Raw genomic sequence first — 19,237 nt, forward strand, 5'->3', positions numbered from 1 at the left:
TCCAGATATCATTTCAATTGTTCGTATATCGCCGCCGTGTTCGTTTCGTAGATCAATTTATAATTTCGAGAATTTTTCAGGCTGATCTGAAGGGGCAGGGTGGCATCTTCCAATTGCAGGTAGAGATGGGTGAGGTCAAGATTGTATTCGTCCTCCCAAACGGAGAGACAATCAGCGTCTTTTCGGGCGCAAGCCTGCAGGGATTCGAAACGGAGTATTCTCTTCTCGAACATCCCATCGTCCACCCATTCGTACCCGAAGATGGTGCCCAGGCTTTTGCGTTCCGTAATGGCGGGGAACCATTCTGTCCACGGATCGCGGAAGGGGGTCGATTCGCCTGTTAGGACTGCAAACGATGCAGAGGGTGGTGTGTATTTGCTGATCCAAATAAATGTTTCGACGTCCGATGGTTGGAGGGAGAAATCCTTTCGTAGCCGTTCGCCGGTGGCAAAAGCCGCCATGAGCAGGTAGACGAAAAGGAAGGCGAACATCCAACGTGCGGTTTTATGCTCGAGAACCTGTTGGATGGAGATGGAGATATCAACCGGAGCGGATGGATCGCGTACAAGGTTGGAGAAGATGGAAACCAATCCAAGCCCCGCGAGAAGCGAGAGAGGAAGCATCATGTACAAGGCGCCGCCGCGCGGCTCGAGCAGATAAAGGGCGAACATCCAAACAATCGGGAAGAAGTCGCGCCGGGCAATGCTTGCAAACAATCCGATAAGCGCGAAGACGGCGGTCACTGCGAGGTAAGGCTCGTCGGTGAAGATGAACAGGAACCCGACGAAAATGCGGACGAGAATATTTGGGCTGTCTGCGCCGACTGCCGATAATGCGGCTTGAAAGGGATCGAAGCCATGGCGTAGAATTACAAAAAGCCACCACGGCGCAGAGAGCGCGATTACACCGAGAGCGACAGCCAGGGAATGCATCATCCCTTTGATCGAGCGATTCATCCATAAATAGAATACACCAGCACTGATGGCTGTATGCACTGCGGCTTCAGGATGGGTAAGCAGTGTAATCGCGCCGAAAAGGGCGGATAAGGACAGATTTTTTCCGGTTGGTTTCTTGTATGAACGTTGAACGAAGTAAAGAGTGACCATTGCAAAGATGAAACCGGGCGCCCGTGTGATGCCGCCTCCCGTCACATGCCATTCGAAAACGCGGGGGATGAATGCGAACGAGAAGACCGCAAAGACCGTTTGTAGTTTTGTTGATGTAAGTTCCCTGGCGAGCAGGTAAAACGCAGGGACGGCAAGTCCGCTGAACACTGCGGGGAGAATCCTCAAAAGGTCAAGGGTGGCGAGCCCGGTCATTTTCTCAAGAATGGCTGTAAAGTAAATCGCAAGTGGGGGATAAACGAAGGGAATGTCCGCATTATTGTAAGTTGTTGTGAATGGCAGGCGGAGTCCGTTCGATACAAGGTCAACGATCATTACGTGAAACAAGCCGCCGTCATTGAGCGGAAATTGAGACATGATCGGTGCGGCGAGTCGTACTGCAAGTCCCAAGACGGTTAGGTAAACGACCGCAGCGATCTCAACGGGGGAGTCTTGGTTACTGGAAGTCATTGGATGCAGGCCTCGTCGAGCCCGTCTGTGACTTCTATGAAATTGTACGGATCATCCCAGTAGGAAAAGTAAACATGATTCTCCAAAAGCGGCAACTCGGTTCCGAAATATTGGTTGAAGACAATCCTGAAGGTGTTGACCGGCGTGACGTCCGGGGAAAGTGAAGCGTAATCCTGGTTCGGGAAGTAATATGCATTCAGGATCGAACCGCGTTCGCGATGGCAGGATTCCTCTTCGATATTCAGGTTTGTGTAACCACCGGGTCCATGATCTCCCTGAATGATGATGATGGGCGGGCGCGCGGAATTTTGGAGAATAGCGTCCACGGCTTGCAGGGTGAGCTGATTTATGAATTGCGTCTGTTCGGCGTATCCCCGAATGTAGTTTTTTTGCGAGCCTGGGAATCCTGTCGCATCATTGACAACATATGGCTGATTTGATTGGACGGGATTTCCCTTCGCATCGAAAACGAAGGGTGGGTGGGGACCTACCACATGGGTAAAGATGAACTTGGGTCCCGGCTTTCCAGCCAGTTCGCTTAGCTTGTCGAATGAGTAAAGGGTGTAAACGCGGTGGGATTCGTAGCCGGGAAGCATGATCTCTCCCTTTCTCAATAATGGCGCAAGAGTGGTTACCGAAAGGATTAATTTCTCGAACTCGGTCATAAATGGGTTGCCCGGCGTATGGTATTGGTCGAAATCGGTAAGTTGTGTAAAGAGAACGGGGCTGGCAATATCCATGGTCTCGTACCCTGCCTCGTCGAGTGCGGAACGCAGGCGGCTGGATTCGAGCAGTTTATAGGCAGGCGCGCGATTATCGTCGTCCACATCCGCGAGAAAGTTGACATATTCCATGTTCATAGACGATGCAAGGGAGAGCGCGGTTTGCATGTAATTGCTATTGCTCGAGTCGGCAATATAAAATCCGCGCTTGCTCAAGGCAGAGAGGAATTCCGAGTTGTCAAATCCATATGTTTCCTGAAGGATATCTTTACGTCCGTATCCATCCAGAATGATGTAGTAGATGTCTGGAGAATCCGCGCCTGCTTCCAGATGAATTTCCGGTTGTTCCAATTGCCACGTTTGAACAAATTTAATATCGCGCTGATTGGCAAACAGTGCGTTCGCCGTTGTAAATACGGGAAATATCGCCGCGCCTACGGCGAAGGCGGTCAACACATCATTGACCAGTTTCTTGTTGCGGATACTTCGCCATGCCATGGGCGTCCCTAGAAAACCCATGACGAGCGTCCATACGAGCAGAGTGATGGTCTCATTACCCACGCTCCCTGCCGCCACAAAAGCGAGGTTGACGGCTTGAAAGAGGTGCCCAAACAATCCCAGCCACAGCAAAGCCCATGAGGCGGCGTAGGTGGAGTAATTCAAATCTTTGGAGAGTCGAAAAAGGATCCAGTAAATGACTCCCGCCAGGAGGAGGAAAAAAGCCAGCGGGCGGAACATGTGGCCGACAGGCACTTGTGCGGCGTTGTTCGCATACATGGATACGACAATGTAAACGGCAAATAAAAACGGGTGGATCGGCATCAATTACCTCCCAGTGAGTAAAGGATGTAAGCATTATTGAAATTATCCATGATAGGAAGTTCGGAGAGCAATAAATCCATTTCCTCCCAATCCTCGGATGTAAAACGTTTGCTTTCAGCCCTGCGATTGTCTGCGCCGAGTTTGAAATAAAGCATGTGCGTGTATCCTTCGTTTCGCCAGGAGTTCAAGATCGACTCCGCCATTCCGTATGCCTTCCGGTCGTGATACCAGCGGTCGATGATCTCATCCGGTTCGCATTTGGGCAGGCAATAAAGACTTCTTGGCTCCCATAATAATAAAACCCGTGCGGACGAAGGCAGATCTTGAACGGCTTGCATGGCAGGCGCAAACGAACCCAGATTGCGCTCCAGATATTTATCGCGGCTTGTTGCGCCGAGGACCACGCCCGCAGGGTCCTGCCTGGAAAAATCGCGAATGACTTCGATTGCGGTGAACGTTAATACCATGGTCGCAAGCATTCCGGCGATCATCCCGGGCCGGATCGTTGAAAGTCTTTGCTTCTCAATGGAATGGTATCCCGCGCCAGCAAGAATTGCCCAGGCGGGAAAGACGGGAAAGAACAAGCGGGATTGGATCAACAGGGCGGAGATTCGGCTGCCAAAAGCCCAGACCATCCATGCGGTCAATAGGAAGATGTACATTCTTTGAAGACTTTGTATTTGATCGTCAGCGAAGGTTCGATGTTGAATCAATGTAACGAGACTGAATCCCAGGAGAAGGGGTCCGATCGAGGCGGAATAGCCTTCGCCTCCCTCCACGCCGAAAACAGTCGCCTGGACCGGGAGCAGGATCATATCGAGCCAATCGCCAAAGATCGTGCCGCTTTGATAAAATGCAACGCGAATCGAGTCCATGGCGCCAGCTGGATACAAAAGAGGATAAAAGGGATTCCCCGTTTGCAGCCAATTCTTGAAAATCCAGGGCAGGAGCATGAGGCTGGCAAGCGAAGCAAAAAGAAAAAGGGTCGATCCCAATTTGGATAACGCTTCCCGCCTCATGGCGAACGCGATAACCCCAATCCCGCAGACCAAAATAATTCCCCCCGTGTATTTGGTGGCAAGGGCCATCCCTGCGAATGTTGCAGCGAGAGCCAGGTCTCGCCGCGTCTTGCTGGAAGCCCAATTGTCCAATGCGATCAGGCAGATCAAACCATAAAGCATTGCGGTCCAGTCGTTGTATCCCCACGCGGGGGATTTTGCGAAAGTAAATCCACTCAGTAATGCGATAACAGATGCCCATCCTGCCCCGGCGGAGAAACGGATTTTTACGTGCTCAAAGAGACAAACGAGCGCAAGCATCGAAATAAACCAGCCGAGGATCGTCGCCGCCTCCAGCCCGCCGAGGCGAATCGCGAGCAGAAAGAGCATTTCCGTCGATTGTGGCATCCCGACATACATAATATCCGGCGTGTAAATGATTCTGCCGGCTTCCGCATAGAGTTGAGGTAGGGACAAATGATAAGCAAGCGCGTCATAATGGATCGGAGGCGCGGACGCGAAGAATAACGAAGGGATGAGGATAATGATGGTCAGAGAAAACCATGTGCGTTGGATGAGGCTCAGTCTGGGAAAATGAAAATGCCGCCAGCTGCGCATCCATGTAAGGCATTCTCTGGCTGTTACAACCAAGATAACCCCAAGAAGGATCAGGACAGGGATGATCTCGATGCCGACGGTCATCCCGAGCGCAAGCATCAAGATGCCAATCAAACCCATCCCGATGGCGGCGTTTGTAACAAGGTCAACGGGGGTTGCTATTTCATTTTGACTCCCCAGGATTTTCCGCCCGAGCCCGCCGGAAAGCGTGAGAATGAAAAGCGCAATCAAAATCTGCCAGACGGCTTTGAACAGCCCAAATCCGCTTTCGGCATCAAATGGTTTGTGAACGTAATAATAGCCGAGTATCGAACCAAAAATAATCAGGATGACCAGAACAGCGGGCAAGGTTTTGATTTTTGTCATATTAGGTTAAGTGCCTAATGATTTGGGCGTCTCAGGATGACAGCGGTATCGTCTCCATATTCTATCTTCCATCCCAGCGTTTGCAGTTTGCGCGCCAGGGGCGAATCAGGCGGAATGATCGTCCATTCGATATCGTATTTTTCCAGAACAGACTCCCAGCCGCTTCCGGCAGTCAGCGCGGCTTCGTATTCGCGCACAAGCGCCTCGCCATAAAAATCCGTCTGGCTATCCAGAAAAACCTTGTGATGAGGCCAAGCGCGGAACAACAAGTAACCGCCCCAGTTGAATTCGTTGAACATGTTCCCGGATTGCGGATGTGTTTCGAGCCAATCGGATGCGGCGACCGGGAACACGTTCGGGTTGAATTGAACCGCCTCCCCCCGGACCTCGAAGCGGAATGCCAGGGCTGCGGCAATGCCCACCCAGATAGCTCCGCTCCAAAGTCCCGTCCGAAGCGATTTTTCCAGAGTGGAAAAGTTCGATTCCAATGCCATCAGGGGAGAGGCAGGCGCAATTTTTTTTCCAAGAATATCGGATAGTATCGGCGCCGCTGCGATCGCAAACAAGGGAATGTTGCGCGCCATCAGCAGGCCAAGTATGGCAAAGCCTGAGACCAAAAAAATATGTGCCGTAGGCGTCTTTTTCCTGTTTGCAAGGAAAATAAATATTGTCGCCAAAAGCAGTAACCCGAATAGCCAGGTCACAGGTTGGGTGAAATCAGCTGGCATGGTTTCAAGCGTACGTCTCAGGATATACCGGCTGTTATTGTTCAATACCGCCTGCCAATTTCCAAACCCGCTTGGTGTGAGAACGGTCATCGGCAGGGATGCCGCTCCAACAAGAACGATTTTCCAATGGTTTTTAAATGCCCGGGTCCAAATCCTCTCCCAAAGCCAGCCAGATAAGTAAGCGATCCAAGCCAGTACACCGAAGATAAATCCGCCATGCAGGTTGACCCATGCCAGCATCAAGATCATGAACTGCCACAATGGGATTTCTTCCCCCTGCCGCGCGCGATCCAGGCGTTCGAGCCAAACCGCCAGTAAAAGGAATGTAAATATGTGAGGCCTTGGAAGCCAATGGAGACTCGATGACGCAACGGAAAGAATAACGGTAATTAGCGTCGTCAACGGCAGTTTGCTTCGGCGTGCCGCATCGGTATAGACGACTGCAAAAGCGACTCCAATGATCGTTGCGCAGAAAAAGATCACCCCGTCCAGCCCAAGGGCGTAATATGATAAAGTAAAAAATACCTGACTGAGCCATTCATACGCCGGGCGGAGCTCTCCATTAAGGGTATGGGAGAAAATATCCCTTGTTGGGATATTTCCGTTTTCGAGAATGTAGTTCCCAAGCGCTAGATGACGTCCCAGGTCGCTATCCAGCGACAACATGCGCGGACCAAACGTCAGCGCGGCGAAAATGATCGTCACGAAGAGGATTTCCCTCAAACGCGGCAGAAAAAAAATCCTTTTACGCGATGAAGCACTCATCGTGGGGAAGTTTACTCCATGGGGCAGGAGACTTCGATTTCCTTCGTGACATCCACGTATTGATAGGGTGTCCCATAAGAAGCGTAATAACTCCTGTCTTCGAGCAAAGGCAGATCAGTTTCGAAGAAAGTGTTGAAAATGACACGGAATGAATTTACCGGCGTGATGGAAGGATGCAAACCATCATATGACCCGCCCGGGAAGTAATAAGCGTTGAAAATGGAGAACCTTTCCTTCAGGCAGGATACACCCTCGAGCGAAAGCATATCGAACTGGTTTCCGGGTCCGTGGTCTCCCTGCAGGATGATGACAGGGGGTTCCTGCGAAGTTTCGAGAATGATATCGATCAACTCCATCAATTCTTTGTTGAGGTATCTCAGTTGCCCTGAATATCCTTCGATATACTCTTTGCGCGAGCCCGGGTAACCGCCTCCATCTCCAAGGGTATATGGAAAATCCGCCTGTACAGGATTGCCCTTTTCGTCAAACACAAAGGGTGGATGAGGCGCAAGGATGTGGACAAAAACAAATTTTGGCGTATCCAAGCCGGGGATGGTTTTCAATGTTTCCAATTGGTACTGTATTGTCTTGCGGTGGTTCGAATAGCCGGGAAGGGAAATCCCGATATCCCATTGCTGGGCGAAGATATCCAAAACCGTGGTCGAGAGAAGGAGTCCGTCGAATTGGTTGAGAGGCAGTGGATTCATCGGAAGATAGACGTCGCTATCGTCCATCGTGCTGATCAACGTCGAATTGGGAATGTTGACCGTTCGATATCCGATCTCTTCCAGGGCGCGGCGGACCTCGCTATGACGGATCGCCTCACTGAGCGGAGCGCGGTTGTTGGTGGAACTCAAACCACCAGCCCAATCATTCAAATAATTAATGTTCAAAAGGGAGGATAACGATAATTGGGTTTGCGGGTAATTCGTTCGGCTCTCCCGCGCGATGTAAAAGCCGCGCTTTACCAGAAAATCGAGAAATTCCCTGTTATCGTAACCGAAACTTTCCATTAGAAAATCATCCCTGCCGTACGCGTCAAGGATGATGATATAGATATCCGGCTTTGTGCTCGCCTCTTTTAGGAGATTGACAGGTTCGATAATTCGTTTTCCCGAGTCGACGACCCGCGCCTGGTCAAATGCCTGTTTCGTAAACACGAGGACAAAATAGGTGGGAACGAGGATGAGCGCCCATGAAGTAACGTTCAGAAAATTTGTGAGCAGACCGGGATTCTTTATCCGCAGCCACAACCATGGACTTCCCAAAAAGATCAGTAGGCAACCCCATCCAACCGCAAAAAGAATGTCAAAAGAAAAATTCGGGGTAATCGATAGCAAATCAAATAGCGCATTCCGTAAATGACCCATGAAGAGCCAACCCAAAAGAAGAGCGACCAGCCAACCGGCGCGCTGCTGGTCGTTACCGGAATATCGTCGCAGTAAAAGTAAAACAAAGAACATCGCAGCAACCAGCAGAAAAGCAGGTCTAATCAACCAGGTTACGGGAATTTCCTGCGGCTGGCTTGTGAACACCCCCAAGACTGCGTAGACCGCAAATAGATACGGATGGAAAACGACGGGTTTTTTCATGCAGATGGTGAAAATAAAAACAGCAATACACCCGAAGGTGCATTGCTGTTCATTATAAATCGGTTATTCACCCAGGTAATCGCGTAATTTCCTGCGGATGGAGGGGTGACGGAGGCGGCTCAAGGCTTGCGCTTCGATCTGCCGGACGCGCTCGCGGGTGACACCCATTTTGCGTCCCACTTCTTCGAGGGTGTAGGCTTGACCGTCGAGCAAACCGTAGCGGAGTTGCAGGATGCGCACTTCGCGCGGCGGCAGTCCGTTCAGGACTTCACCGAGATGTTCGCGCAGCAGGTTGTAGGTGGCGGTGTCGTCAGGCGGCGGCGCTTCGTCGTCTTCGATGAAATCGCCGAGAACTGAATCCTCTTCGTCGTCGGTGGGAGTTTCAAGCGAAAGCGGCCGGCGTGCAACCTGGATCATGTTCTCCACTTTCTTGGGAGGCACGTCGAGCGCATCGGCAAGTTCCTCCACGCTGGGTTCGCGTCCTAGTCGCTGCGTCAATTGGTGCTGGACTCGCAGGAGTTTATTGATCTGGTCGCCCATGTGAACAGGCACGCGGATCGTCCGCCCCTGGTCGGCAATGGCGCGGGTCACAGCCTGGCGGATCCACCAGGTTGCGTAAGTTGAAAATTTATGTCCGCGGCGGTAATCGAATTTCTTGGTGGCGCGGATCAGGCCGATATTCCCTTCCTGGATCAGGTCAAGAAAAGGCACGCCGCGTCCCATGTATTTTTTGGCTACGGAGATAACGAGGCGGGAATTTGCGGTGATGAGGTGTTCGCGGGCCGCCCAACCGTCTTCGATGAAGCGGCGGAGTTCAAGGCGCCGTTTCGGGGAAACGCTCCCGTGCGCCAATTCCTCGCGGGCGGAGCGTCCGCGCTCGATGCGTTGGGCAAGCTGCACTTCCTCTGTGGCGGTGAGCAGGGGAACCCGGCTGACCTCCTTGAGGTACAAGCCGATTGTGTCGTCGGTATCGATATTCGCGAGATAATCGTCCAGCGCGAGATCGGGCTCGGGCTCGGCTTCGCCGCTTTCTTCCACCGCGGCTAATTCGTCCTCGGTGGGTTCGGGCGCCATGCTTTCCTCGACGAAGGGGATTCCCGCGCTGAGCAGCGCTGAAAACGCCTCCTCCAGTTGTTCCACATCCTGCTCCGCTTCCGGGAAGAAATGCAGGATGTCGTCGAGGGTAACAAAGGATTTCTGCCGCCCCAGTTCGATCAAACGCGCTATCGCCGAATATTCTTCTTCATCGTCTTCGCTTATCAGTATTTTATCTACATCCATTCACTCTTCCAGCTTTCGATAAGAATTGTCTAACAACTTCCAAAAATAGAATACACGTTTTTTAACCGAAAAGCAATAGGCTTACGGAGTAATGATGACCTGCAACGATTTTGTATTACTCATCCGCAGGTCTCCACCAGGTGATTTCTACCCCGCAATTGGGATCAGCAGAACGTTTTTTGCAAAAAATTGCGGGGGTTGCAAGCCCCCGCATGAACATCGATGCTTTACGGAGTAGGAGTCGCTTCCGGCGTGGTTATTGTTTCGGTCGTTGGAACAGGCGTCCCGGTGGGGAGAGGCGTGGACGTCGGGGTCGGGGTTGGCGTGTTCAGGTAAGGCGGCGATGCTAAAAGATTCTCCAAAGTGTCGATTCCGCTCACAGCCACCACGAGGACTTTTTCTCCATCCACGTTCACGTAAAAACCGTTTTCGGTCGGGGTTTTGTCGCCTACTTCAAGCATACTTTTGCCGCCGTCTTCGAATTCGACCGCGATGGTATAAGCGGGTTCATCGAGCCCGAAGATGGACAGATCATCCGCATTCTCAATTGGAGTTATGATGCGCAGCGTTCCGACCTGAGTCGCTGCCGCCTCAGCCGTGCCCGGGTCTGCTTCTGCTTTTTCAGGCTTGGATAACACCCAAACCTTATCCTCGTTCCGTTCGATGCGGGAGGCATTGCCTTCCGCGTCTGTGACCTCGATGGCAGAGACGACTCGCTCTTCGTCATAGACAAACGACTCTTCCGCGGCTGGGGTTTCGGTCGCGTTCGCCTCCTCCTCCGCCTGACGATTGATGAATATCGCCGCGCCGATGACAAGCGCAAAGACAACGACAGCGATCCAGGTTCCAGCCCGAAAAACGGGTTTGCCCTGCCGCAATTCCACCTGGACGCGCGGTGCCCTTGGCGGTTTTACCGCCCGGGTTGTTTTTTTCTTTTTCGTCGCCATGTTCTAACCTCGCCTGCGGCGTGAAAGCCAGGTGGAAATGCCAAAGAAGACCACCATCCCCGGAATGACGATCACCATCACGAGAACCAGGAGAAGAAAACGCCAGGTTTCTGTGGGCGGTGTGAATACTCTCGCTGTGCTTGGGCGCGTGGATAGGTTGAGCAGATCTTCCTGTTCGGCGGCCCAATCCACAGAGTTGACGAAGAAGTTTCCGTTGCCGTACACATCGAAATTCCCATCGATCGCGAAAAGCGAATTACCCACGACGACCACGCGCCCGGTTGTTGCGGAATTTTCTCCGGCAACAGCCATGTATAGCGGACCGGGCGTATCGGTCTCGGAGTTGAAGTTGGGATTATCGTTCACATTCTCGTTCGGTCTTGCCCAGGAGTTTTCCGCAGTGCTGATCAAACCAGTCTGCGTGACATTCTCCTTTTCACCCGATATAGTGAGACTGCGCGCCTGCGGCATGATGACGATCAGGTTCTCGGATAATCCCTGTGTGATTGGATGATCGTTGTATCTCAACGAGACAGCTGCATAGGGGTTGTCGGGATTCGACCCGTCGATGATGACGTCTTTATTGAGGATGATTCCCCAATCCTCGGCAAGATATTCCGCCAGTGGATCGGGCGCATCACCGAATTCCGTGAAGAAGATCGGGTCTTCGAGCACGATCAATGATCCGCCGTTATCCACAAACGCTTTAAGTAACTCCACTTCATCTTCGCTGACAGGCTTTTGCGGTCCGGCAATGATGATGGAAAGCGCGTCTTCGGGAATCTCGCGCGTGGTGAGCAGATTGAGTGTGTTTACAGTGTAGTTCTTGGCTTCCAGCGTGCTTTTGACGATGCCGTATGTGATCTCGCCGGATTCGAATGAGATTTCGCCGTGCCCCTGCAGGAAATAAACCGCACGCGCGCCAGGGCTGATAAGCCGCAGAAGAGCCCGGGCGATTTCGGTTTCGGTGGAGAAGTTGGCGATCTCCTTCGTCTCACCCATCTCCAGCAAAATCTTCCCGTCGCCTGTCACGCCTGCCAATCTGGCGGCGACCGGATCGAGGTCCGGATTGATAAAGCTGTATGTGAATTTGCCGTCGCTGTTGTTCTTGAATTTATTCAGGAGTTCTTCAGCGCCTGAGATGTTCGAGTTCGTCGAATAGAAAGCCGTTGCTTTAACAGGGTCTTTCAACTCGGCGAGGATCTGCAAAGTCTCCTTTGATAAGGTGTTGGATTTATCCTCGGTAAGGTCGTAGGGAGAACCGAGCAGGTCGGTATTATTGAAGACGATGTAGTTAAGGGCGATCAGGATGCCGACGAATGCCAGGGTGAGGATCAGCGAGTTTGAGCCGTATCTCGCCTGGCGTCCGGTGAGGAAGCGCCGCACCGCATCAGGATTGAGGATGGCGGATACCGCCAGTGAAATGACGAGCAACCCGATGCTGATCTGCAGGGCGAGGTTCACACCTTCCTGAATATTATCCGGCAGGGGAAACATGCCGATCGAGCCGAGCAGGTTTGCAAAGCCGATCAACCCTGTGGATATACATGCGATGAGGGCAACGATCAACCCGATCACCGCGTATCTTGCGTTTTGATTCTTCTTTTTGCCAGCCATTAGCGCCATCTCCGAATTTCGATTGCCGTGGTGCCGATGAACAAGCCAAGCGAGATCAGGCTGAGGTAATACACAATTCCGCCAAGCGTCATCGTTCCGGCGTTCATCTGGTCGAAGGGATTTTGAATACTGAGATAGTTGAAGACTTCGCCGCTCTGCGGGAGCAGGCCTGCGGGAAGTCCGATCATGAAGTAGAGGAAGAACAACAAACCCAATGTGACGAAGAAAGCGGCGAACTGGTTCGTAAAGATGGCGGAGATCCCCACGCCGAGGGCGAGCATCGTACCGCAGATCAGGGTCAAACCGATATAGGAGGAAAGCACGACCAGCCAGTCGATACCGGGATCGACAAAGTTATTCAACACGATGGGGTAAACCAATGTGATTCCCAGAAGGGTCAGCACGAAAAGCATGGCTCCAAGCCATTTGCCAATGACAAGTTCTGAGTCGCGCACTGGAGACGTGAGCAGGAGTTCGAGCGTCCCCATCCGGGCTTCGTCGGACAGCAGGCGCATGGTCAATGCAGGCGCGAGGAATACCATCAGGAAGACGAACAGGCCGTTGATGGGTTGAATATCCGGCGCGCCGCCGCCCCCGAAGAATGCCTGCTGGCTGGTGTAGAACAATATCAGGCTGAAGTAAATGCCCATGGGCAGGAGGATCGCCAGCATTACAACGTAGGCAAGCGGTCCGTTGAAATAATTATCATATTCGCGTTTTGCGATGGTCCAGATGTTTTTCATGGGATTATTTCTTCCCTTCGTTGTTGGTGAGCTCGAGGAAGATCTCCTCCAAACTCATGCCAAGCGGACGGAGCTCAAGCAGGTCGTACCCGTCTTTGATGACCTGGCGGGCGACTTCCGGGCGCAGATCCTTGCCGGAGGCGAATTCGAATTCCACGCCGCCGTCATCGAGCGTTTCCACCTTCCGCACGCCCTTGACGCTCTTGATGGAGGAGGCAAGTTCGTCCGCTTCGCCGCGCACGCGCACGACGACCCTTTCCGCGCCGAGCAGGCGGGCTTGCAGGTTCTCGGTGGTATCTTCAGCGACGATCTTGCCTTTATTGATGATAAGCACGCGATCGCAGAGGTTTTGCGCTTCGTTCAGCAGGTGGGTGGAGAGCAATACGGTCCGTTCCCTGCCGATCTCGCGGATCAATTCGCGCACTTCCACCACCTGGCCCGGATCGAGACCGATGGTCGGCTCGTCGAGGATCAAAACCTCAGGCCGGTGCAGAAGCGCCTGAGCCAGCCCAACGCGCTGTTTCATACCTTTGGAGAGGTTACCTACATATCCATTCGACCGGTTGATCAAACCAACCATATCCAGCGCCTCTTCCACGCGGTCGTCCACGTCCGGGACGTGGCGCAGTTCGCCCATATACTTCAGGTAATCGAAGACGATCATGTCGTGGTAAAGCGGCACGGTCTCGGGTAGGTATCCCACCCGTTTGCGTACCTCCAGCGATTCTTCCACCACATCGTAACCGGCTACGATCGCCTCGCCGTCGCTTGGCGGCATGTACCCGGTCAGGATTCGCATTGTGGTTGTTTTGCCCGCGCCGTTCGGACCCAGAAAGCCCACAATTTCGCCCTGCTGGCAATCGAAATTGAGGTTGTTGATGGCGCGGCGCGATCCGTAATCTTTAGTAAGACCGCTAACCTTGATCATTGCTGCTCCTCAGATTGTTTTTTTTCTCACTTGGGATAATTCGCAAATAAAAGACACAGCCACAATTTTGGGCGGTGCCTTTTTTTATTTACCGCAGATTACTATACAATATATGAAAGACCGAAGTCAAGCAGGTATAAAACCTCTAATCCAATCCTAATTTTCAAAGCCGTTCGGCTATAATTTGGATATGACAGAACTCCTTTACCAGACCAATGCCTATCTAAAAGATTTTTCAGCCGTCGTTACATCCGTTGAACCCGAAACCCGCGCCGTCATCCTCGACCGCTCTGCATTCTACCCAGGCGGCGGGGGGCAGCCCTGCGATTTTGGAACCCTCGAATCGGACGGCGTGAAATACCCGGTGGAGAGAGTAAAGAAACAGGGGGAAGACGTCCTGCATTTTCTCGGTGGGACCGAGCCATTACCCCCGCCCGGGTCCGCCTCCACCGGGACCCTGGACTGGGTGCGGCGATACCAGCTGATGCGCACACACACGGCATTGCACATTCTGTGCGGGACGGTGTTCCGTAATTACGGCGCCAAAGTCACTGGCGGCGACATGGATCCGCTCAAGGGGCGCATGGACTTTGAGTTCGAGTCGATGCGCGGAGAACTCGTCCGCGAGATCGAAGCGGCGGTCAATTCCGAGGTAAAGAAAAACCGCGAGATCAGAGTCAGAATCCTCCCTAGGGAGGAAGCGTTTCAAATCCCCGATCTCATCCGTACCAAGATCAATCTCCTTCCGGAGGGAATCATGCAAGTCCGCACGGTTGAGATCGTCGGGCTCGACCTGCAAGCCGACGGCGGGACGCATGTGGCGAATACTTCCGAAGTGGGAACAATAAAGGTGGTGGAATACAAAAGCAAGGGCGCGATCAACAAGCGGATTTACATCGAAGTGCAATAGCCCATTTTGGTGAGGCGGTTCACCGGCTGTACTGTATAATCACAATAAAAACCGGCGGTGGCGACCGCCCTCAGAGATAAAAGGAGAATGTAAAATGAACGCGAAAAAATTATCGATCCTGCTTGCCGCATTTGTTTTGATCGCTGCCCAGTTGGCATGCGCGGTGGGTGAACCTACCCTTTCGAACGTCCGCACCGCGAAGGATGAAGACGGGGCGCAGGTGACCTCCACTTTCGGCGCGTTCGATACCATCTATGTGGTTGGCGACCTTGCGAATGCCGTGGAAGGAAATCAAGTCACTTCCCGCTGGTATGCTGAGAACGTCCCGGGTGTGGATCCAAATTTCTTCATCGACGAATCCACCATTGATATCGGCGCAGAACCCATCGGCTTTGTGTACTTTTACTTCGAAGCGCCCTCCGATGGCTGGCCCACCGGAACCTATAAAGTGGAAGTGTATTTCAACGGGGCTTTGAACAGCACGGTTAATTTTACCGTTCAATAGGTCGTTCGAATTTGCAGGCGGCTGTCCGAGACGACAGCCGCTTTTTATTTCTGCCTGCCTGAATGGGCATTCTTTCGGAAACCGGGAATATAATTATGGGTGGAGGCAGGTATGAAGTACAAGAGACTTGGAAATACCGGTTTGAATGTATCTGAATTGTGCATGGGGACGATGCAATTCGGCTGGTCGGTGGGAGAGGCGGAGTCTCATCTAATATTGACTGCCTCTTTTGAATCGGGGATCAATTTCTTCGACACAGCCGATATCTATTCCAAATGGGTGGACGGCAACCCCGGCGGGATCGCCGAGACCTACATCGGTAACTGGCTGAAGGAAAACAAGGTCAGGCGCGACCAGGTTGTGATCGCAACCAAGGTTCGGGGGGAGATGGGGCGGGGACCGAACGACAAAGGCTTGAGCAGGGTCCACATCATGAATGCGATAGAAGGCTCGTTAAAACGCCTACAAACGGACTATGTCGACCTATACCAATCGCACTGGTCGGATGAAGACACCCCCATCGAGGAGACCATGCGAGCCTTCGACGATCTGGTGCGACAGGGCAAGGTGAGATATGTCGGCGCCTCGAATTACGATGCCTGGGAATTGATGCAGGCGCTCTGGGTTTCGGATAAATATAATCTTGCTCGTTACGACTCCATCCAACCGCACTATAACCTGATTCACCGGGACGAATTCGAGCGTGAATTGCGGTCTGTCTGCAAGACTTACAACATCGGCGTGATTCCTTACAGTCCACTGGCGGGCGGTTTCCTGACCGGGAAATACCGCCGCGACGAGCCGCTGCCTGAAAGCCGGCGTGCCGAGGGCAGGAAAAAATCCATGACAGAGAAGAATTTCACCCTGATTCATGAAATGGATCGAATCGCGCTTGTGCATAAGGCGACCATATCCCAGATTGCCATAGCATGGATGCTCGCCGACCCGATCATCACAAGCCCCATCATTGGCGCGACCTCCATTGCGCAATTGAATGAAAACCTCGGCGCGTTGGAGTTCCATTTGACTGAAGAGGAAAGGGACAGCCTGAACAAATTGACCGAATGGAGAGTCGGGTAATAAACTGCGAGTCCGGTTAAAATACCCCGACCAAACCAAGGAGAGAGAATGGCAGATTTACCTGAATCCAAGGAAAAACGAGTATTTGGCAACATCCTCGGCGCGGTGGGGAACACGCCGCTTGTTAAACTGGAACGCATCGGTAAAGATTTGCCCGTTCCCCTTTATGCAAAATTGGAATTCATGAATCCGGGCGGCTCGGTCAAGGACAGGGTTGGCGTGAACATCATCGAGCAGGCGGAGAAGCGCGGCGAGATCAAACCCGGCGGGACAATCGTCGAAGCCACGTCCGGCAACACGGGCGTCGGCCTCGCCATTGCAGCAGCGTTGAAAGGCTACAAGACCATCTTCGTCATGCCGGATAAGATGAGTAACGAAAAGATTTTGTTGCTGAGAGCCTACGGAGCGAAAGTGGTCATCACGCCCACCGCGGTCGGACCGGACGATCCGCGCTCGTATTATGAAGTCGCCAAAAAATTTGCGCGCGAAACACCCAACGCAATTTTGGCGAACCAATATCACAACCCGGATAATCCGCAGACGCACGTGCTCAGCACGGGACCCGAAATCTGGGAGCAGACCGACGGTAAAGTGACCGACGTCATCATCGGCATCGGCACCGGTGGGACGATCACCGGCGTGGGACGTTATCTTAAATCCATGAATCCGAACATCACCATCGTGGGCATTGATATCGAAGGCTCGATCTTGACCGAGATTTGGCAGAACAGGGGCAAGATACCACCCGGCGCGTACCCCAAGACCTACAAAGTGGAAGGTATTGGCGAGGACTTTTTGCCTTCCACGATGGATATCAATTATGTGGATGCCATCGAACGCGCGGGCGACCGGGAATCATTTCTTTGGGCGCGAGCGCTTGTGCGGCAGGAAGGGATTTTTGCAGGCGGTTCATCCGGCTCTGCGATAGCGGGCGCGATCAAATATTGCCGCAAATTGACTCCCGACCGCCTGCCAGTCGTCATTCTGCCGGACTCCGGATCACGCTATCTTTCCAAGTTCTACGACGACAAATGGATGCGCGAATTCGGATTCCTCTCGATGGAATTCGGCGAGACGGCTCTGGGCGACCTTTTGATCGCCAAGCCGAACAAAGCTTTGTTCACGGCGACACTGGGCGACTCGATCCGAAAAATTGTATCGGTCATGCACCAAAATGCGGTATCGCAAATGCCGGTTGTCGGCGCGGATGGATCCCTGGTGGGTCTCATCGAAGAGGTGGACCTGCTCAATCACATGCTCGAGAAGCACGAACACAATCATGATGAAACCATCGACTCGCTTGTTCAAAATGCAGGGGCGGTCTTCCCGCCGGAGACTCCGCTCGAGGAGGCGATGCCGTCGCTCACCGCCGGGTATGCGCTGATTGTGGTCGAGAACAGCAAACCGACCGGCATCCTGACCAAGATCGACGTTTTGGATTATGTGGCGGGGAAGATTTAGCAGACCAGCAGTAAGTAGTGAATTGAAACATGACTCACCCGGGAAATTAAGGTTTCGTGGGTGAGTTCGTTTTTGAGGACAAACTGGAAGCGGATTAACGCTGAAAACGCGGTTTTTTTATTCCTTTTCCGCGTCCATCCTACTTGTCAGCGTCTCGATTAAATTTGGGGTTAATTATGTTTTTTATACGAATTCCCAAATCGCGCGGGATCATATTGTTGTGAAATAATTCCTTAATTTAAAAAGAACAAATTTTCTATTATAATATGTCTTGTCGTAATCAATTTATTCATAAACCAAAGGAGAATAAAATGGATTTCAGCAACGTCAATTGGTGGGCAGTCCTGCTGTGCGTGATCGTAAGCATGATCGTCGGGAGCGTTTGGTTCAATCAAAAAACGTTCTTCCCGGCCTGGTGGAAGGCAATCGGCAAAGCTGAGGCTGGGCAACCCGGTATGGAAAACATGAGCATGACTTGGGGATTGACCGTCCTTGCATCCTTCGTTCAAGCCGTCGCCATGTGGTTCATGACCGATGTGATGGGCAGTGACTCCTGGAGCAGCGGCATGTTATCCGGTTTTATGCTCTGGCTTGGATTCGTTGCGCCATCCAGCCTGACGAATAAACTGTTTGCCGGACAGTTAAAAGCCTGGGCGATCGAGATGGGAAATCACCTCATCACGTTTTTGCTCTTCGGCGCGATCATGGGGGCATGGCATTGATAAGTGCGGGCATCGATGCAAAAAAGATGCGGCTTGCAAAAGCCGCATCTTTTTATTATTTATCTTCCTGCAAACTGCGGCATGACCGCGTCTTCGAGGAGGCTGACGATTTCCTCGTCGCTACCGATGTAGAGCGCCAGCAGCCTGCCTGCTTTGAAGAAGTGCGGATCATCCGCGAAGGTGATCATCATTGTGCCAGCCATGCTTCCGTCTTCGCTGATGGTTTCAGCAGTCATTTCCATTTCTGAGTTCGATTTGAATTCGAAGATTTCCACCTCAGCGCCGTTGACCCTGAGAATCTGTCCCTTTACAGGAATAAAAGGTTGTTCGATCGAATCGCCTTCGACCACATCCGCGCCTTTGTTCACCAGGACGCCGATCAGGCTCAATCGGGTGAAATCACCAGCAAACTCAGAGCCGAAGGCATTTCTCAACAGCGTGAGCATGGCTTCGTCGCTGCCGTCGTACAGAACGATCAAGTTTGCGAGGCGGAAGAAATGTCGTTCATTCAACCAGTTGATATCCGCATTGTCGACGGATCCATCGGCGTACACATGTTCCGAATCCTTCAACATCGCGGCTTCGCTTTCGTACTCGAAGGTTTGAATCGCCTCGCCGTTGACCAAAAGGATCCTGCCGGGCACGGAGAAGAATGACTGTTGGATCGGATCGCCTTCCGCGACCGTTGCGTCCTCCGATTCCAGGATTTGAATCAATGTTGCGCGGTTGACGGGATAGACCTTATCGCTGCCTTCCGAAGAACGCGGCTCTTGCGCGATTCCGGAACAGGCAGCAAGAACCACCAGCGCGACAAACGACAGAAATGGGAATAGTATCTTCATTGGGTACCTCCAAAAT

General features: G+C 52.4%; 16 protein-coding genes. 5 read left to right on the forward strand and 11 right to left on the reverse strand.

Going from position 1 to position 19,237, the window contains the following annotated elements; genetic code table 11:
- Positions 1–8: 8 nt before the first annotated feature.
- The 10 genes from HS100_13805 to HS100_13850 form a co-directional block, all read right to left on the reverse strand.
- On the reverse strand, positions 9–1,574 hold the full coding sequence (locus tag HS100_13805) for a glycosyltransferase family 39 protein (protein ID MBE7434986.1): 1,566 nt from the start codon (positions 1,572–1,574) through the stop codon (positions 9–11).
- Positions 1,571–3,118: a sulfatase-like hydrolase/transferase gene (locus HS100_13810; protein ID MBE7434987.1), complete on the reverse strand. Its 1,548-nt coding sequence runs from the start codon at positions 3,116–3,118 to the stop codon at positions 1,571–1,573. Before HS100_13810 ends, HS100_13805 begins: the two co-directional genes overlap by 4 nt.
- Positions 3,118–5,100: a hypothetical protein gene (locus tag HS100_13815; GenBank protein ID MBE7434988.1), complete on the reverse strand. Its 1,983-nt coding sequence runs from the start codon at positions 5,098–5,100 to the stop codon at positions 3,118–3,120. The genes HS100_13810 and HS100_13815 overlap by 1 nt, the downstream gene beginning before the upstream one ends.
- Before the next feature lie 14 nt (positions 5,101–5,114).
- Positions 5,115–6,533, reverse strand: coding sequence for a hypothetical protein (locus tag HS100_13820; protein ID MBE7434989.1), 1,419 nt, complete (start codon positions 6,531–6,533; stop codon positions 5,115–5,117).
- Positions 6,534–6,604: 71 nt separating this feature from the next.
- Positions 6,605–8,185 carry a sulfatase-like hydrolase/transferase gene (locus tag HS100_13825; protein MBE7434990.1) on the reverse strand — a complete coding sequence of 527 codons (1,581 nt, stop codon included), beginning with the start codon at positions 8,183–8,185 and terminating at the stop codon, positions 6,605–6,607.
- A 63-nt stretch (positions 8,186–8,248) separates the two neighbouring features.
- Positions 8,249–9,445 carry a sigma-70 family RNA polymerase sigma factor gene (locus tag HS100_13830; protein ID MBE7434991.1) on the reverse strand — a complete coding sequence of 399 codons (1,197 nt, stop codon included), beginning with the start codon at positions 9,443–9,445 and terminating at the stop codon, positions 8,249–8,251.
- 248 nt (positions 9,446–9,693) lie between these two features.
- Positions 9,694–10,413 (reverse strand): DUF4340 domain-containing protein, encoded by a 720-nt coding sequence (locus HS100_13835; protein MBE7434992.1) that lies wholly within the window; start codon positions 10,411–10,413, stop codon positions 9,694–9,696.
- Between the two features lie 3 nt (positions 10,414–10,416).
- Positions 10,417–12,030 carry a GldG family protein gene (locus tag HS100_13840; protein MBE7434993.1) on the reverse strand — a complete coding sequence of 538 codons (1,614 nt, stop codon included), beginning with the start codon at positions 12,028–12,030 and terminating at the stop codon, positions 10,417–10,419.
- A complete protein-coding gene (locus tag HS100_13845; GenBank protein MBE7434994.1) occupies positions 12,030–12,773 on the reverse strand; it encodes an ABC transporter permease subunit in 744 nt (247 codons plus the stop codon). The genes HS100_13840 and HS100_13845 overlap by 1 nt, the downstream gene beginning before the upstream one ends.
- A gap of 4 nt (positions 12,774–12,777) precedes the next feature.
- Positions 12,778–13,701: an ATP-binding cassette domain-containing protein gene (locus tag HS100_13850; protein ID MBE7434995.1), complete on the reverse strand. Its 924-nt coding sequence runs from the start codon at positions 13,699–13,701 to the stop codon at positions 12,778–12,780.
- Positions 13,702–13,891: 190 nt separating this feature from the next.
- On the opposite strand from HS100_13850, the gene HS100_13855 reads away from it, so the two are divergent.
- From HS100_13855 to HS100_13875, 5 genes are all read left to right on the forward strand, one after another.
- Complete coding sequence (locus HS100_13855) at positions 13,892–14,611, forward strand: alanyl-tRNA editing protein (protein ID MBE7434996.1); 720 nt, start codon at positions 13,892–13,894, stop codon at positions 14,609–14,611.
- Positions 14,612–14,705: 94 nt separating this feature from the next.
- The gene (locus tag HS100_13860) at positions 14,706–15,116 is read left to right on the forward strand and encodes a hypothetical protein (protein ID MBE7434997.1); all 411 of its coding nucleotides are present in this window, start codon (positions 14,706–14,708) and stop codon (positions 15,114–15,116) included.
- A gap of 111 nt (positions 15,117–15,227) precedes the next feature.
- Positions 15,228–16,196 (forward strand): aldo/keto reductase, encoded by a 969-nt coding sequence (locus HS100_13865; protein ID MBE7434998.1) that lies wholly within the window; start codon positions 15,228–15,230, stop codon positions 16,194–16,196.
- A 48-nt stretch (positions 16,197–16,244) separates the two neighbouring features.
- Positions 16,245–17,657, forward strand: a complete 1,413-nt coding sequence (locus tag HS100_13870; protein ID MBE7434999.1) for a pyridoxal-phosphate dependent enzyme — start codon at positions 16,245–16,247, stop codon at positions 17,655–17,657.
- Between the two features lie 311 nt (positions 17,658–17,968).
- A complete protein-coding gene (locus HS100_13875) occupies positions 17,969–18,379 on the forward strand; it encodes a DUF1761 domain-containing protein (protein ID MBE7435000.1) in 411 nt (136 codons plus the stop codon).
- A gap of 59 nt (positions 18,380–18,438) precedes the next feature.
- Here the strand turns inward: HS100_13875 and HS100_13880 are convergent, their stop codons facing one another.
- A complete protein-coding gene (locus tag HS100_13880) occupies positions 18,439–19,221 on the reverse strand; it encodes a hypothetical protein (GenBank protein ID MBE7435001.1) in 783 nt (260 codons plus the stop codon).
- Positions 19,222–19,237: the final 16 nt, after the last annotated feature.

The sequence above is a fragment of the Anaerolineales bacterium genome, assembly GCA_015075725.1.
In the GTDB taxonomy this organism is placed as follows: Bacteria; Chloroflexota; Anaerolineae; order Anaerolineales; family Villigracilaceae; genus Villigracilis.